This window comes from Bifidobacterium porcinum (genome assembly GCF_055378475.1).
On sequence record NZ_AP029603.1, the window covers coordinates 1,846,314 to 1,861,093 of the forward strand.

General features: G+C 61.5%; 12 protein-coding genes and 1 tRNA gene. 7 read left to right on the top strand and 6 right to left on the bottom strand.

All coding sequences use genetic code 11. The features are described 5' to 3' along the window. Nucleotides 1–3: 3 nt before the first annotated feature. From atpA to ACZ41G_RS07360, 6 genes are all read right to left on the bottom strand, one after another. Nucleotides 4–1,632 (bottom strand): F0F1 ATP synthase subunit alpha, encoded by a 1,629-nt coding sequence (gene atpA / locus ACZ41G_RS07335; RefSeq protein ID WP_026503185.1) that lies wholly within the window; start codon nucleotides 1,630–1,632, stop codon nucleotides 4–6. Between the two features lie 78 nt (nucleotides 1,633–1,710). Then, nucleotides 1,711–2,538 carry a F0F1 ATP synthase subunit delta gene (locus ACZ41G_RS07340; RefSeq protein ID WP_029575746.1) on the bottom strand — a complete coding sequence of 276 codons (828 nt, stop codon included), beginning with the start codon at nucleotides 2,536–2,538 and terminating at the stop codon, nucleotides 1,711–1,713. Between the two features lie 19 nt (nucleotides 2,539–2,557). Further along, nucleotides 2,558–3,085, bottom strand: a complete 528-nt coding sequence (locus tag ACZ41G_RS07345) for a F0F1 ATP synthase subunit B (protein WP_033506118.1) — start codon at nucleotides 3,083–3,085, stop codon at nucleotides 2,558–2,560. A gap of 64 nt (nucleotides 3,086–3,149) precedes the next feature. Next, on the bottom strand, nucleotides 3,150–3,380 hold the full coding sequence (atpE, locus tag ACZ41G_RS07350) for an ATP synthase F0 subunit C (protein ID WP_015451080.1): 231 nt from the start codon (nucleotides 3,378–3,380) through the stop codon (nucleotides 3,150–3,152). 221 nt (nucleotides 3,381–3,601) lie between these two features. Next, nucleotides 3,602–4,414: a F0F1 ATP synthase subunit A gene (atpB, locus tag ACZ41G_RS07355; RefSeq protein WP_033506119.1), complete on the bottom strand. Its 813-nt coding sequence runs from the start codon at nucleotides 4,412–4,414 to the stop codon at nucleotides 3,602–3,604. 292 nt (nucleotides 4,415–4,706) lie between these two features. Then, entirely contained in the window at nucleotides 4,707–5,819 is a 1,113-nt protein-coding gene (locus ACZ41G_RS07360; RefSeq protein ID WP_033506120.1) for a homoserine O-succinyltransferase, read from the bottom strand. An 863-nt stretch (nucleotides 5,820–6,682) separates the two neighbouring features. Here ACZ41G_RS07360 and ACZ41G_RS07365 point away from each other — a divergent pair. The 7 genes from ACZ41G_RS07365 to ACZ41G_RS07395 all read left to right on the top strand — a co-directional run bounded on the left by ACZ41G_RS07365 (nucleotide 6,683) and on the right by ACZ41G_RS07395 (nucleotide 14,517). Then, nucleotides 6,683–6,759: transfer RNA gene (locus tag ACZ41G_RS07365), tRNA-Met, on the top strand. Nucleotides 6,760–6,994: 235 nt separating this feature from the next. Further along, a complete protein-coding gene (locus tag ACZ41G_RS07370) occupies nucleotides 6,995–7,297 on the top strand; it encodes a hypothetical protein (protein WP_033506122.1) in 303 nt (100 codons plus the stop codon). A 520-nt stretch (nucleotides 7,298–7,817) separates the two neighbouring features. After that, nucleotides 7,818–9,380 carry an amino acid permease gene (locus ACZ41G_RS07375; RefSeq protein ID WP_464145128.1) on the top strand — a complete coding sequence of 521 codons (1,563 nt, stop codon included), beginning with the start codon at nucleotides 7,818–7,820 and terminating at the stop codon, nucleotides 9,378–9,380. Nucleotides 9,381–9,467: 87 nt separating this feature from the next. Continuing rightward, nucleotides 9,468–10,475, top strand: a complete 1,008-nt coding sequence (locus ACZ41G_RS07380; RefSeq protein ID WP_321046175.1) for an asparaginase — start codon at nucleotides 9,468–9,470, stop codon at nucleotides 10,473–10,475. Between the two features lie 229 nt (nucleotides 10,476–10,704). Next, nucleotides 10,705–12,912, top strand: coding sequence for a maltotransferase domain-containing protein (locus ACZ41G_RS07385; protein ID WP_464145129.1), 2,208 nt, complete (start codon nucleotides 10,705–10,707; stop codon nucleotides 12,910–12,912). A gap of 112 nt (nucleotides 12,913–13,024) precedes the next feature. Further along, nucleotides 13,025–13,522 (top strand): inorganic diphosphatase, encoded by a 498-nt coding sequence (locus tag ACZ41G_RS07390; RefSeq protein ID WP_033506128.1) that lies wholly within the window; start codon nucleotides 13,025–13,027, stop codon nucleotides 13,520–13,522. 410 nt (nucleotides 13,523–13,932) lie between these two features. Next, entirely contained in the window at nucleotides 13,933–14,517 is a 585-nt protein-coding gene (locus tag ACZ41G_RS07395; protein WP_464145131.1) for a manganese efflux pump MntP, read from the top strand. Nucleotides 14,518–14,780 lie beyond the last annotated feature (263 nt).

Consider the following 14,780-nt stretch of genomic DNA (forward strand, 5'->3'; position numbering starts at 1 on the left):
GGGTCACTTCTCCCCTGCGACGATCTTTTCCTGCTCGACCGGGGTGTCGGTCTTGGCGACGGGCTTCTTCTCGATAAGCGGCTTGCCGGCCTTCGTCACGTACGTGGCACGGAAGTCATCAACGGCCTGTTCAAGGGCCTTTTCCGTGTCGGCGGTGAAATCACCGGTGTCACGAATCGTCGTGAGGATGTCCGTGTTGTGGGCGACATAGTCGAGCATGCCCTTTTCGAACGGCAGCACGTCCGCGAGCTCGAGATCGTCGAGCTTGCCATGCGTGCCGGCCCAAATCGAGACGACTTCCTGCTCCATCGAGTACGGGGACATCTGCGGCTGCTTGAGCAGCTCGGTCAGACGAGCGCCACGGGTCAGCTGCGCCTTGGATGCGGCATCCAGATCGGAGGCGAACATCGCGAAGGATTCAAGCGACTTGTACTGCGCGAGCGAGATCTTCAGCGTGCCGGAAACCTTCTTCAACGCCTTGGTCTGGGCCGCACCACCGACGCGTGACACCGAAATGCCGACGTCGACGGCCGGGCGCTGGCCTGCGTTGAACAGGTCGGACTGCAGGAAGATCTGGCCATCCGTAATGGAAATCACGTTGGTCGGAATATACGCAGACACGTCGTTCGCCTTGGTTTCGACGATCGGCAGACCGGTCATCGAGCCGCCGCCCAAATCGTCGGACAGCTTGGCGCAACGTTCCAGCAGACGGGAGTGCAGGTAGAACACATCGCCCGGGTACGCCTCGCGCCCCGGCGGGCGGCGAAGCAGCAGCGAAATCGCTCGGTAGGCTTCAGCCTGCTTGGACAGATCATCAAACACGATGAGCACGTGCTTGCCGTGATACATCCAGTGCTGGCCGATCGCCGAACCGGTGTACGGGGCGATGTACTTGAAGCCTGCGGAATCCGATGCCGGGGAAGCCACAATCGTCGTGTACTCCATAGCGCCGGCCTCTTCGAGGCTCTGACGCACGGAGGCGATGGTGGAACCCTTCTGGCCGACAGCCACGTAGATGCAGCGCACCTGCTTCTTCGGATCCCCGGACTTCCAGTTGTCCTTCTGGTTAATGATGGTATCGATCGCGATGGCGGTCTTGCCGGTCTGGCGGTCGCCGATGATCAGCTGGCGCTGGCCGCGACCGATCGGGGTCATCGCATCGATGGCCTTGAGGCCGGTGGACAACGGCTCATCGACCGGATGACGATGCATCACGTCGGGGGCCTGCGCCTCGAGAATACGACGGCCTTCGCTCTTGATCTCGCCGAGGCCGTCGATTGGCTGGCCCAGCGGGTTGACTACACGGCCGAGGTATCCGTCACCAACCGGCACGGACAGCACTTCGCCGGTTCGGCGGACTTCCTGGCCCTCCTCGATGCCGGCGAAGTCACCGAGGATGACCACACCGATCTCGCGGGCGTCAAGGTTGAACGCCAGACCAAGCGTGCCGTCCTCGAAGGTCAGCAGCTCATTGGCCATGCAACCAGGCAGTCCCGTCACATGCGCAATGCCGTCACCGCAAGTCGCGACATAGCCGACCTCCTGAGTCGGGTTGTCAGACGGCTTGTAGGACTCGACGAAATCGTCGAGAGCCTTGCGTACCGCGGCGGGATCAATGGTAAGTTCTGCCATGATCACTCCTTATTGTTCTTGTTCATGTAAGTCTTTCGCGTTTGCACGCGTACTGACTCGTCTGTGTCACACGCCTGTTCAGGCGGTGACCTGCACGCTGCGCTTGAGCTTGTTCAGCTGGGCGATCACCGTATTGTCGTTGACCTCGTGGCCGATTTGCACGCGCATACCGCCCAACACCGTCGGATCTACAACCGAGTTGATGTGCACGGCATGGCCGGTGCGCTTGGTGTAAATCTTGGTCAGCCGGTCAATCTGCTCGCCAGACAGCGGAGCTGCGGTGGTCACGGTGACCATCGATTCGCCCATATGCCGTGACAGCTTGTTGATCAGCCACTGGATGGTGGCAAGGTAACGACGGTGACGCGGATTAGCTGTGGCATGCTCGGCAAGGCGCATGGTGACTTTGCTGATCTCATTGCCGGACAACACGTTGTGCAGCAATGCGACGCGCGCCTCAGCCGAGGAATGCTCGTCGTACAGGCGGGTGCGGACCACCGGCATGTTGAGCAAGGCCGAATGGAGCTCGGCCAGCTCGACGGACACCTTCATGGTGGTTCCGGTCGCATCCGCGTAGTACATCATCGCGTCCACGCCGAAATCCTCGACCGCGTTCGCGATATCATGCGGCTTGCTCCAGCGGCGCTGCACCAGATCGTCAAGGATCTCAACGGTCATCGGATGCGCTTTGCCTTCAAGCAGCGTGTGCACCATGGTGGTCTTGTCGGCAGCGGGACGTGCGGGGTCGGTCAGCGCCCGTTCGACCTGGACATTGTGGTCGAGCAGATCGGTGACGGCGAACAGCTCGTTGCCTACGCGCCAGGCATCCTCACCGGTCGCCTTGAGTTTCGGCGCCAGCGAGTCACGCGAGACGCGGTCTGCGATGCGTGATGCCTCTCCTCGCATGTAATCTCACTTCCTTCGCTTACTTGTTGCTGTCTGCATCCATCTCGTCGATCATCTTGTCGAGCATCTGCGTCTGGGCGGCGCTCGAGCTCAACTCGGATCCGAGAATCTTGCCTGCCAGAGCAGTGGCCAACGTGCCGACCTCACCCTTCAAGCTCACCAGAGCCTGCTTCTGCTGGGATTCGATCGAACGCTGGGCGTTCTCAGTGATCTGGGCCGCATCGGATTCAGCGCGCGAACGCGCATCGGCGATGATATGGGACGCTTCGGCACGGGCGTCATCGCGGATCTTCGATGCCTCGACACGAGCCTGGCTGAGCTGGTCCTCATACTTCTTCTTGGCCTCGTCAGCGTCTTTCTGCGCTTTCTCGGCCTGAGCCATACGGCCTTCGATCTTGGCCGCACGGGCGTCGAAGACAGCCTGGAACTTCGGCATGACGTACTTGTAGAAGCAGACCGCGATGACAACGAGAATGACCAATGACCACACGATGTCATACGTTTCAGGCAAAAACAGCGAAATACCGCTTTTCTCTGCCAGTGGCATGGGTGTTCTCCTTTCTTGCTCGGGTTTCTACTTGACTATTGGTGAAGCTTGCGTTCGCAGATGCTCACTTGGCCATGACGAAGGCGACGAAGCCGAGCAGGCCGAGCAGCTCGATCATTGCCAGACCGATGAACATGAGGGTCTGGATGCGGCCGGAGACCTCAGGCTGGCGAGCGGTGCTCTCCAGGGCCTTGCCGACCAGGATGCCCATGCCGATGCCAGGGCCGATGGCGGCGACGCCGTAGCCCAGAACGCTGATGTTGCCTGCAACCTCGGCGAGAGTGATGATATCCATGTGTTGTCCTTTCTTACCGAAATCTGACATGGTACACGGCCCCGCGGCACGGGACCGAAGTGTGTTCTGCACGGCGCCCCAAGACACCGGTGCATTCGCTTGATTCAATTATTGCGCATCGTTGTCACGATGCCGGGCAGGACACGACCGCTATGGGCGACCGCGCCTGGCACCGTTGTGATCCTTCGCACAGCGCGTATGGCGCGCCGGGCACGGTCGAATTACTCGACCTCCGGATAGCTCTGGTTGATGTACACCGTCGAGAGGATCGCGAACACGTACGCCTGAAGCGCCGCGACGAACATCTCGAAGCATACGAACGCGAAACCGCCCAGCAGCCACAGTGCGCCGACGGGCTTGATGCCCCAATTCGGCGACTCAATGAGATAGAACTGGGTGAACGCCAAGCAGGTCGCGACCAGAAGATGGCCTGCGATCATGTTGGCGAAGAGTCGGACGGTCAGCGAGAACGGGCGAATAATCAGCACCTCGAGCAGGTTAATCGGGCCGAGGATGATATCAATCGGCAGCGGAACCCCGGGAGGTATGAGCTCGCCGCGCAGGTACTTGAAGAATCCCTTCTCCCTGCAAGCGGCAATCCAATACTGCACGAAAGTCCACAGTGCGAACACGAGTGGCATCGTCACCGTTGCGGTGGCCGCCATATTCATGCCAGGGATGACGCCGCACAGGTTGAACGCGAAAATCGTGAAGAACAGTGTGGTAATCATCGGCACATATCGGCGTCCGCGCTCCTCGCCCATCACCTGATAGACGATATTGTCGCGGACGAATTCGAGCAGCGTCTCGATCAGTCCCTGCCAACGACCCGGAACGAGCTTGGCACGTTTCGCCGTGATGCACATCACCAGCAGCAGCACGATAGTGGCAACGATTCGAATAAGAATGATGCGATTAATGGCGAACGGCGTGCCCTGGAACAGAATCGGATCGGGAAGAAAATCGTCGATCGAGGGCAGTTCAGGACCCGTCTTGGCCGCGAGCACGAGCTGCGCGCTGACTTGTGACACCATCTACGCCTCCTACTTCTCGTAACAGCTGTCAGTTTAGCCCAACGCCCTGAGCGAATGTGACCGGAAGATTTCGGCGCAAACTCACATGGCGTGGCGAGTAGGTCGGGCGCCGACGGGGCCGGCACCTGCCTTCGACTCCGAACGGCTACGTGGAGATTGTACGACGTTTTCCTGCGGCTTGGTAACAATTCTTTCACAATTTCGAACTGTTTTTAGATAAAACGACCCGAATTGCCGAACGCTACGCAGGACGTTGCTGTCCGATATCCGGACAGCGCGCACAGGTCAGCAGTCAGGCATCGGCGCCGTCGGCCACCGGGCCGGCGGGAGCGGGCGATGTCGCAGAACGCACGCGTTCGTCCTGAGCATAATCATCCCTAATCAGGCCATAACCGTCCTTGACCAGCGGCGCGTACCCGTCGCCCCGCGGCGCACCTGGCGCATGACGGATCGAACGGTCCGTTCCCAAACGCTTCTCCGCACGCAATTGCGGGACTTCACGCAGGTCGTACGGCGTGGTCTGGTAGACCCAGTTCAGCCAGTTGCGCCACAGCAGGTTCGCATGCGCGCGCCAGCTGAACAAGGGCTCAAGCTTGGGGTCATCGTGCGGGAAATAGTTCTCCGGGAACGGCACGTTGGTCAAACCCTTGGCCATATCGCGCTCGTATTCCTCGGCGAGTGTCATCTTGCCGTACTCCCAGTGGCCGAGCGCGAACACCTCGGAGAAGTCGCGCGTCGCAATCAGTCCGGGGCCGGACTCCGGACCCCACGTGAGCACCTGGAGGTCGGGATTCGCCGCGATATCGCCCTCGTCCACGCCGGCGAGCCGGGAATGCGGTTGCAGCGCTATTTCGTCGAAACCGTTGGTCAAGAAGCAATACTCGTCCTGCAAATACTGCGGATAGACGCCGAACAGCTTCTGCGGCAACAGATGCTTGCGCACGCCGTACCGGTAGTGCAGGGCGCCCATCGCACCCCAGCACAGGTACATCGTCGAAAACACGTGCGAACCAGCCCAGTCAAGAATCTCCTTGAACTCGTCCCAGTAATCGACCTGGTCGAATTCCAGGTGTTCCACCGGCGCACCCGTGACGACGAAGCCGTCGTAATAGTTGTCGCGGAACGCATCAAGGTTCTCGTAGAACTTGACCAGATGGTCGGCGCTGACGTGCTTGGACTCGTGGGTTGAGGTCTTCATGAAATCGACCTCGACCTGCAGCGGGGACTTCGAAATCAGCCGTAGCAGCTGGGTTTCGGTCTCGATTTTCTTCGGCATGAGATTCAAGATCACCAGGCGCAGCGGGCGCACACGCTGGCGCTCAGCTTCAGGTTTCTCCAGCGCGAAAATGCGCTCGGAGTCGAGGATGGCACGTGCGGGCAGGCCGCTTGGAATCTTGATAGGCATGATTCCATTATCGCCGCTGGGCTGATATGTGTTTGACGTCGGCTGAAATGTGACCGGATGGCGGGGTTTGGAGCGGGGTGCGGGTGGGCGAGGTGCGGTAGGGCCGAGGTGCGGTTACTGGCGGACGAGACTGGCGAGGCACGACCGCTGACTGCACAGCGGCAGATCATGTATCCAGGTCAGAGTGCGAGCCCATCCTCACACAACGACCCCCAACGCAAGCACACCAGCCAAATCCAACCACCCAACCCGCCACCGTGTGAGCGAATCCTCACACAACGACCCCTAGGATCACCCGGCTAACCGGCCCTGATCACCGCATCGGTCATTGTGCGAGCCAATCCTCACACAACGCCGACGCCACTCCTCACACTGGCACCATTGCACGGTGGCGGATGGCCGACCCGCCCACGTCAAGTCATGTGAGTCGCGTGGCACGTATCTTACGACACACACAACCTGCGGAACATCACCGCAAAAAGCCCAAGCCCGCCGGCATCCGCGGCGATACACATGCCGATACATACGCAACGTGCGGCAGACCCACGGTCACCATCCGGAACTCTCCGGATACAGCCACCTGCGTATGCCACGACATACACGACCCGTCGAACACAGCCGGCAGTAACGCAAGACCACCAACATCCAACCGACCACGCATGCCGCGACATACGCCAACCAACGCCTCCAACGCGCGAACACACGACCATGCAACCGGTAACCACCCAGCCGACAACCATGCAAATACCCGACCGTCACCGCCACAGCAGCTTCCCCGCAATCCGCTGTGGGCTGAACGGCACGCCGATTTGACAATTCCCTATCGTCCTATAAAGTAGATGACTGCTGCTTGAAGCAGCCGACGCGGGGTGGAGCAGCTCGGTAGCTCGCTGGGCTCATAACCCAGAGGTCCATGGTTCAAATCCATGCCCCGCTACCACATCAATGAAAACCGTGATTCGACATTCGTCAGTCACGGTTTTTGTGTATCCGGCCATTCTCACCGTCCGAGGCATTCAGTCAGCGCTCATCCACGACGCCAGACCGACACCCCGGCAACGCGAACCGCCGAGTACGGATGTTACCGGCTCGTCATGGGAAGACACCTCAGGCAAACCGACAAACAGACAAAGAGACAACACAGCAAAGAGAAGCAATACGAAGAGGGGATATCAATGCGCATCTCGCAACCGTTGCAGCCCATGGCACCGCTGATTGTGCTCGCACTCGGATCGCTGTCGATTGTATCGCTCGCGCAAGGCATCGTTTCCTTGACTTCGGGCGCGAACATCCCAAACATCATGGAAATCATCGCCGGTCTGATCGGCATCGCGCTGAGCGCGTGGACCATCGCTGCGATGCGGGCGACGCGTGTTCAAGACGAAGAAGACGACGAGGACGATAAGGACGACGAATTCGAGGAGATCAACGGCAACAACCTTCAGAGCAGCAGTGCCGATTCGCGAGTCGGCGAATAATCATCGCGACTATCGATTGCCTCGAAGGCCTTTCGAATCCAAGGGCATTGCCACTGTATCGAAAGCGGATATAAGCCGAAGGCATCGCCGCCAATCCCGGCAGACGTTGCGCCAGCAGGCGTGACGGGGCGTTCAGGCACGCAGTTGGATTGTCGGTTGCATCCGTCAACGAGTCGGGGCACTGGACTTGGACCTACCGACGACCCGACGCGACCGCCCATAGGGCTGCCCGATGCGGCGGTGCCAACCCGCTGCGCGAGCGCCGACGATTGAACTGGCCGATTCAAGACGCCACGACGCCAGCGGTACAGTCTGCGTTATCATTGACGTCAAACGTTTGACGTAATCGGGGGTCGGGCACATTTCAAGGCACCCGTCCACGCCATGCGCGAAGGAGTATCGTGGCATCTGCCCTGAGGCATTCCTTCACACACTTTCCGCCCATACCGGCGCGAAAACCGCAAACGCCCAAACCTGCGGCAAACCAGCAACCACACCAGAAACCAGGAATCCGACACAGATGGCATCACAACAACACCAAGAGCAGAGCGCGTCCGGCAGCAGGCCGCCTGCATCCGCGACCGAATCCGCATCCTCTGCGAATCAATCGGCACCGGCAGCCCCGGCCACCCAAGTGATCGACAAAAGCGACGCCGGCTATGCGAAAGACCTCAAACCGCGCCACATCCAGATGATCGCCATCGGCGGTTCAATCGGCACCGGCCTGTTCCTCGGCGCGGGCGGACGTCTCACTCAAGGCGGCGCCGGTCTGACCATCGCATACGCGGTGTGCGGCATCTTCGCGTTCCTCATGGTCCGCGCGCTCGGCGAACTGGCGATTCGCCGCCCGTCCTCCGGTGCGTTCGTGTCCTACGCACGCGAATTCTTCGGTGAGAAAGGCGCATACATCACCGGCTGGCTGTTCTTCCTCGACTGGTCCACTACCGTCATGGCCGATATCACCGCGGTCGCGCTCTACTTCCACTACTGGCAGGCGTTCAAGGCCGTGCCGCAATGGGTGCTTGCCCTGTGCGCGCTCGCCGCGGTGTTCGCGCTGAACATGCTGAGCGTCAAGGCCTTCGGCGAGGCCGAATTCTGGTTCGCCGCCATCAAGGTGTTCACGATCCTCGCGTTCATGGCCATCGCGATTTGGGCGATCATCACCGGAGCCCCGGTCGGGCAATACCACGCCGGCATGCACAACATCACCGACCACGGCGGATTCTTCCCCGAAGGCATCGCCCCGGTGTTCGCGCTGACCCTCGGCGTGGTCTTCGCGTTCGGCGGCACCGAGATGGTGGGCGTCGCGGCAGGCGAAGCGAAAGAAGCCCAGCAGGTGCTTCCGAAGGCCATCAATTCGATGATTGTGCGCATTTTCGGCTTCTACGTCGGCTCGGTCATTCTCATGGCCCTCGTGCTGCCGTATACCGCGTATTCGTCGAACGAATCACCATTCGTCACCTTCTTCTCCGGCATCGGCATTCCCCACGCCGGCGACGTAATCCAAGTCGTGGTGCTGACCGCCGCACTGTCGTCCCTCAACGCCGGTCTGTACGCGACCGGCCGCACGCTGCGTTCGTTGGCAATCGCGGGTTCCGGCCCGAAATTCGCCGCCCGCATGAACAAGAACCATATCCCGTACGGCGGCATCATCATCACGTCGGCACTCGGCCTGATCGGCGTGGTGCTCAACGCGGTGCTGCCGTCCGACGCCTTCGACATCATCATGAATCTCGCGGGCATCGGCATTGCCGGCACATGGTCGTCGATCCTGGTGACCCATCTCGTGTTCCTCAAGCGCGTCAAGGCAGGCAAGGAGCAGCGCCCCTCCTACAGGATGCCGGGAGCGCCGTTCACGGATTATCTGGCGCTCGCGTTCTTCGCCATTGTCGTCATCTCGAATCTCACGAGCGCGTCCGGCAGGTGGACACTTGCGCTGTTCGCCGTCGTCGTGGTCGCGATGGTCATCGGCTGGTACGCGGTGCGCGGGAGGATTGACGGCAGCCTGATGGACGAGATTCTCGACAATGACGAGGACGAGGATTCCATCGAGGAGCTCAGCGACGATTTCGCCGCCGCCTGACACAGCGAATCCGCGATATCCGCGCTGTTCGCGGCACTAGCGATACTGGAATCAACAACGGCCAAGCAACAAGTACAAGGAGACAGGATGCGTATTCATATCACGTACACCGGCGGCACCATCGGCATGATCGAATCCGACCACGGGCTCGTTCCCGGCGCCGACATGCGCGGATGGCTGCGCCGCCTGCTTGGGGAAAGCGACGAGTTGCACGATGGGGATGTCACCTTCACCGAACTTGACCCGCTGATCGACTCGTCGAACGCGACCCCCGACAACTGGCAGACGATGATCGACGACCTGTGGGCCCACCATGACGAGGCCGACGCGTTCGTCGTGCTGCACGGCACCGACACGATGAGCTACTCCGCCGCAGCGCTGTCCTACGCGCTCACCGGTTTCGACAAGCCGGTGATTTTCACGGGTTCCCAGCATCCGCTCGGCAAAATCGAATCCGACGCGACTGCGAACGTGACCGGTGCGCTCAACGCGGCGTTGAGCGGCCACGCGAAAGGCATCTCACTGTTCTTCGGGCATCACCTGTTCGCCGGCAACCGCGTGACGAAAGCCTCGAGCTGGGCGTTCGAAGGCTTCTGCTCACCGTCCACCGGCACGCTCGCCTGCACGGGCACGCCCTGGCAGTGGGAGCCTTTCGACAATCCAGGCGAGGGCTGGACGAACCCGAAGCCGTATACGCGGCATGACGTGGCGGTTATCGACACGGTTCCCGGCATGAGCGCGAAGCGGCTCGCCGCCATGCTCACTCCCCGGCCTGAAGCTGTATTGCTGCGCGCGTACGGCGTCGGGAACATCCCCAGCCGCGAACCCGGGCTCGCGGACGTCATCGCGGGCACGCTCGACGCTGGAGTCCCGGTGATTGTCGCCTCGCAATGTGAACAGGCGAATGTGCTGCTCGGGCGATACGAAACCGGGGATGCCATCGCGAAAGCCGGCGCGGTCGGCACCGGCGATATGACGCTCGAAGCCGCATACGCGAAAATCATCTTCCTGTTGTCCCAAGGATTGGGCGGTACCGAGCTGTCCGCATGGATGGGCCGCTCCATCGCCGGCGAAATCACCCTGGAAAGCCACTGAGCCCCCTCCCTCACCCCTGCTTCTGCCGACACTCACATACCGCTCACCGTCGGTACAACCTTCTGCAGACACTCACCACACGCTCAGTGTCTGCAGAAGCAGGGGGCGTGGAACGGGCTCAGTGGCGAGCAGCAATGCGGACGGAACGACGGCTAAACTTCAGGGAAATTCCAACATTCCCCGCTTGTCAATCATGCACTGGTAACGATTTCGCTCATACAATGGCGGTATGAGCGAAGATACAAAGACAAGAAAGACCGCTGCAACGACGACAGCCACAACAGCAACAACAACCAAAACAGCATCAAGCACCCGCACCGCCGCGACACGCAAGCGCACGACACGACGCAAAACCGCAGCCGCCACCGTCAAGACCTCCGCGGCGACCTCGGCACGCACCGCCGCCGCCGGATTCGGCCGCGTCGCAATCTATGACACCACCCCGCACGGCGAAACGACCCCACGCGTCGAACTTGGCGAACAATTCCATGTCAGCGCACAACTCGCTGCCGAACAAGGGCTCGTGCTCTCCGCCGCTGCAATCGTGCGCAATCCGCGCGGCAAGGAAACCCAGCGCCGCACCATGATCTGCACCAACCCCGGCCTGAGCCGCTGGGAAGTCGACGTGCAGGCCGGCGAGCCGAGCGACGCCCGCCCGTGGCAGTCCGGCTGGTCGGCGGTCAAACGCCAGCTGGGCGATTGGACGGTCAGCATTGAGGCGTGGCTCGACCCGTACGCCGCATGGTTCGAGCAGGCACGTAAAGCCGTCGACGCCCGAGAAGACGTCGAGAACGCGCTCGACGCAGGCGCCACCCTGTTGCGCCGCTGGGCTTCGACCCGTGACGCGCACCTGACCGCCGGCGAGCGCAGCACGCTGAAGAAGGCCGCCGATACGCTGGATGACCGCAAACTGTCGGTCGCCGAACGCTTCGCCGCCGCCACGAATGACAACGTCACCGCCCTGCATGAGGCCAAGCCGTTGCGCGATGGCGTATCGGAAAGCGCCCCGCGGATGTTTCACGTGGAACGTCCAGGGTCCAGTTTCACCGCTTGGTATGATTTCTTCCCCCGCTCGGAAGGTGCCGTGGATGACGACGCGGCCGGTTTCACACGCCCCGGCACGCTCGCCACTGCCGTGTCCGGCCTTGAACGCGCCGCTGCCGAAGGGTTTGACACGGTGTGTCTGCCGCCGATCAGCCCGATTGGTGTAACCGGGCGCCGCGGCCGCAACGGCGTCGCCCATGCTGGCGTCCACGACCCGGGTTCCCCGTACGCTGTCGGCTCGGCTGACGGCGCCGCGGACAGTGTGGATCCGTCGCTCGGCACGATGGATGATGTCCGCGCGTTCACCACGAAAGCCCATGACCTGGGTCTTGAAGTAGCGCTTGACGTGTCGCTGTTCGTATCGCCGGATAATCCCTGGATCGCCGAACACCCGCAGTGGGTGCGCCGCAAGGCTGACGGCACGCCGGCCGATCCGCTCGACCCGCAATCAGAGCGCAAGGATATGGTCCCGCTGGACTTCGATGCCGATCCGGACGGTATCGTCAAGGCGATCGTCCACACCTTGGACGTGTGGGTGAAAGCCGGCGTGACGGCGTTCCGCGCAGTCGAACCGTACCGTTGGCCGGCGCAGGCGTGGCAGCGAATCATCGAACAGACCCGGCACGCGCACCCGGAAGTGCTGTTCCTTGCGGAATCCTTCACCGCGCCCGCGATGATGGGCGCGCTGAGCCGCGCCGGCTTCACCCAGTCGGACTGCTACTTCCCATGGCGCAACACCAAGCGCGAGCTGGAAGACTACCTGTTCGAGGCGAACAGCGACACCGCATACACGCAGCATGACACGTTCTGGCCGTCCACGCACCGCATTCTCACCGATTATCTGCGCGACAACGGCATCGCCGGCTACGCGATCCGCGCGGTGCTCGCCGCGACGGGCGTGCCGAGCTGGGGTATCGCCAGCGGCTACGAACTGGTGGAAAACAAGCAGCAGCCGGGCACGCAGGCCCCTGAGAATCCCGAGGAATACGAAATCCGCGTGCGCGACTGGAGCGAGGCCGACAAGTACGGCACCGCCAAGCTGCTTACCTCGCTCAACGCGATTCGCAGGCGTCACCCGGCTGCCCGCAGCTACCACAATCTGACGATCCTGGACAGCTCGGATGCGAACGTCCTCGCCTTCGCCCGCCACACGCCCGCCGAGCTGACGGCGGATGGCAAGCCGGACACGCTGATCGTGGTCGTGAACCTCGACGGCCATGAGGCTCACCAGTCCATGATCCGCCTCGACCCGGCCGCGTTCGGTCTGCCCGCCGGCGAGCCGTTCACCGTGGCCGACGAGCTGACCGGCCGCACCTTCACCTGGACGAACGACAACTATGTCTCGCTCGCCCCGTGGGCCGATGTCGCGCACGTGCTAAGCATCAAGCGGTAGTTCCCGCATCCTGATTCTCGGTACCCGGCACGATTCGTCTCACGTGACATACGTGCCGGGTACCGAGTATCCTGAATAACGGAAATCCTGTTGTCTATCAAGGAGATTCGAAATGGCAGAAACCTTCAATGTCGTCGTGGAGATTCCGCGCGGTTCCAAGAACAAGTATGAAGTGGACCATGAGACCGGTCGCATCTTCCTGGATCGTACGCTGTTCACCGCCATGGGCTACCCGGATGACTACGGCTACATCGACGGCACGCTGGGCGAGGACGGCGATCCGCTCGACGCGCTCGTGATGATCCCGAATTCCGTGTTCCCGGGCTGCGTGGTCGAATGCCGCGCTGTCGGCCTGTACCACATGGTCGACGAGGCCGGCGGCGACGACAAGGTGCTGTGCGTGCCTGCCGACGTGCGTTTCGACGACATCAAGGACATCGACGATGTCAACGAGTACCACAAGGCCGAAATCAAGCACTTCTTCGAGCAGTACAAGGCTCTGGAGCCGGGCAAGGAAGTCAAGCCGGGCGATTTCTGGGCCGGCGCCGACAAGGCCGAGGCCGAGATCAAGGCCGCGCGCGAACGTCTCGCCGCTTCCGAAGCCAAGTGAGGCATATGTACGGTTCGGCTTTCGGCTTGAAGCTATGGGATTGATAGCGATCGCCTAGGCATCCGCCGAACCGAGCTGTGCACATATCCGACACGAGGGGCCGTCCCGATTGGGGCGGCTCCTTTCGTTTGGGCGGGTTGCACGGGCTGCGTAGTCTGTGCAGTTAGCGTAATCAGCGTAATCGCACGGTCGGAGTGGTCAGCGTAGTTCACGTGCCAGGCGTAGTCCGCATAATCCGCGGCTTGTCTTTCAGCAGCGAGCGACTATACTTGGGCGGGTAATTTCGACATGCGAACAGATTCATGGGAATTCAAAGCCGCCCTACGCCGGCAGTCGCCGTGTCGGACCGTAAGGCGTAGGCGGTTAGCCGTCGAGGCCCATCCGCACTGCGGATGAACCATGCACTGACTATGACATCAAGCACCTCTTTGGTTGGTATTCTTCTCATCGCACTTTCCGTTTCGATGGACGCGTTCGCCGTGTCCATCGGCAAGGGCCTGACCGTGCGCCGGGTACGCCCGTTGGACGCCTTCAAAACCGCCCTGTGGTTCGGCGGATTCCAGGCGCTGTTCCCGCTGCTCGGCTATCTGTTGGCCGACACCTTCAGCGGGTATGTGACGGCGGTGGACCACTGGATCATCTTCGGATTGCTCGCGCTGATTGGCGGCAACATGGTCCGCGAGGCGTTTGATGAGGACGACGAGAACGCGCGCGAAACACCGCAGTTCGACTGGCGGCACATGCTGCCGCTCGCCGTGGCATGCAGCATCGACGCGTTCGCGATCGGGGTGAGTTTCGCATTCATGAAGGTGAACATCCTGTGGTCGGTACTGATCATCGGCGTAGTGACCGGCGCGTTCTCCGCCGCCGGCCTGCATATCGGACACGCGTTCGGCGCACGATGGCAGAAACCAGCACAGATTGCGGGCGGCGTAATCCTCATCCTTATTGGCATCAAGGTGTTGCTCGAACATCTCGGCGTCATCGCCTGGTAGCGGCGGGCAGCGCCCGGTGGCATGGGCCGGGCGGACGGCGCGGCCGGCGGCATTCCCAACGGGCATCAACCGATAGCGCACCATCTCAGAGTTCCCGACCGACACCGCGCACAGCATATCCGAGATCGCACGCTTCCTGCCACAGGTTGCCGCAACTACACCCCCAATCGCACGACGCTGCGGCACACTCCACCCGGGATATCCAAGAAACCATCACATCGCCCGTACGCCGGGGCAGCGACCGCGCAGCCTCCGGCATATAG

Coding starts and splice junctions, on each gene's coding strand:
- atpA (WP_026503185.1), bottom strand. CDS start 1,632: ATGGCAGAACTTACCATTGATCCCGCCGCGGTACGCAAGGCTCTCGAC.
- ACZ41G_RS07340 (WP_029575746.1), bottom strand. CDS start 2,538: ATGCGAGGAGAGGCATCACGCATCGCAGACCGCGTCTCGCGTGACTCG.
- ACZ41G_RS07345 (WP_033506118.1), bottom strand. CDS start 3,085: ATGCCACTGGCAGAGAAAAGCGGTATTTCGCTGTTTTTGCCTGAAACG.
- atpE (WP_015451080.1), bottom strand. CDS start 3,380: ATGGATATCATCACTCTCGCCGAGGTTGCAGGCAACATCAGCGTTCTG.
- atpB (WP_033506119.1), bottom strand. CDS start 4,414: ATGGTGTCACAAGTCAGCGCGCAGCTCGTGCTCGCGGCCAAGACGGGT.
- ACZ41G_RS07360 (WP_033506120.1), bottom strand. CDS start 5,819: ATGCCTATCAAGATTCCAAGCGGCCTGCCCGCACGTGCCATCCTCGAC.
- ACZ41G_RS07370 (WP_033506122.1), top strand. CDS start 6,995: ATGCGCATCTCGCAACCGTTGCAGCCCATGGCACCGCTGATTGTGCTC.
- ACZ41G_RS07375 (WP_464145128.1), top strand. CDS start 7,818: ATGGCATCACAACAACACCAAGAGCAGAGCGCGTCCGGCAGCAGGCCG.
- ACZ41G_RS07380 (WP_321046175.1), top strand. CDS start 9,468: ATGCGTATTCATATCACGTACACCGGCGGCACCATCGGCATGATCGAA.
- ACZ41G_RS07385 (WP_464145129.1), top strand. CDS start 10,705: ATGAGCGAAGATACAAAGACAAGAAAGACCGCTGCAACGACGACAGCC.
- ACZ41G_RS07390 (WP_033506128.1), top strand. CDS start 13,025: ATGGCAGAAACCTTCAATGTCGTCGTGGAGATTCCGCGCGGTTCCAAG.
- ACZ41G_RS07395 (WP_464145131.1), top strand. CDS start 13,933: ATGACATCAAGCACCTCTTTGGTTGGTATTCTTCTCATCGCACTTTCC.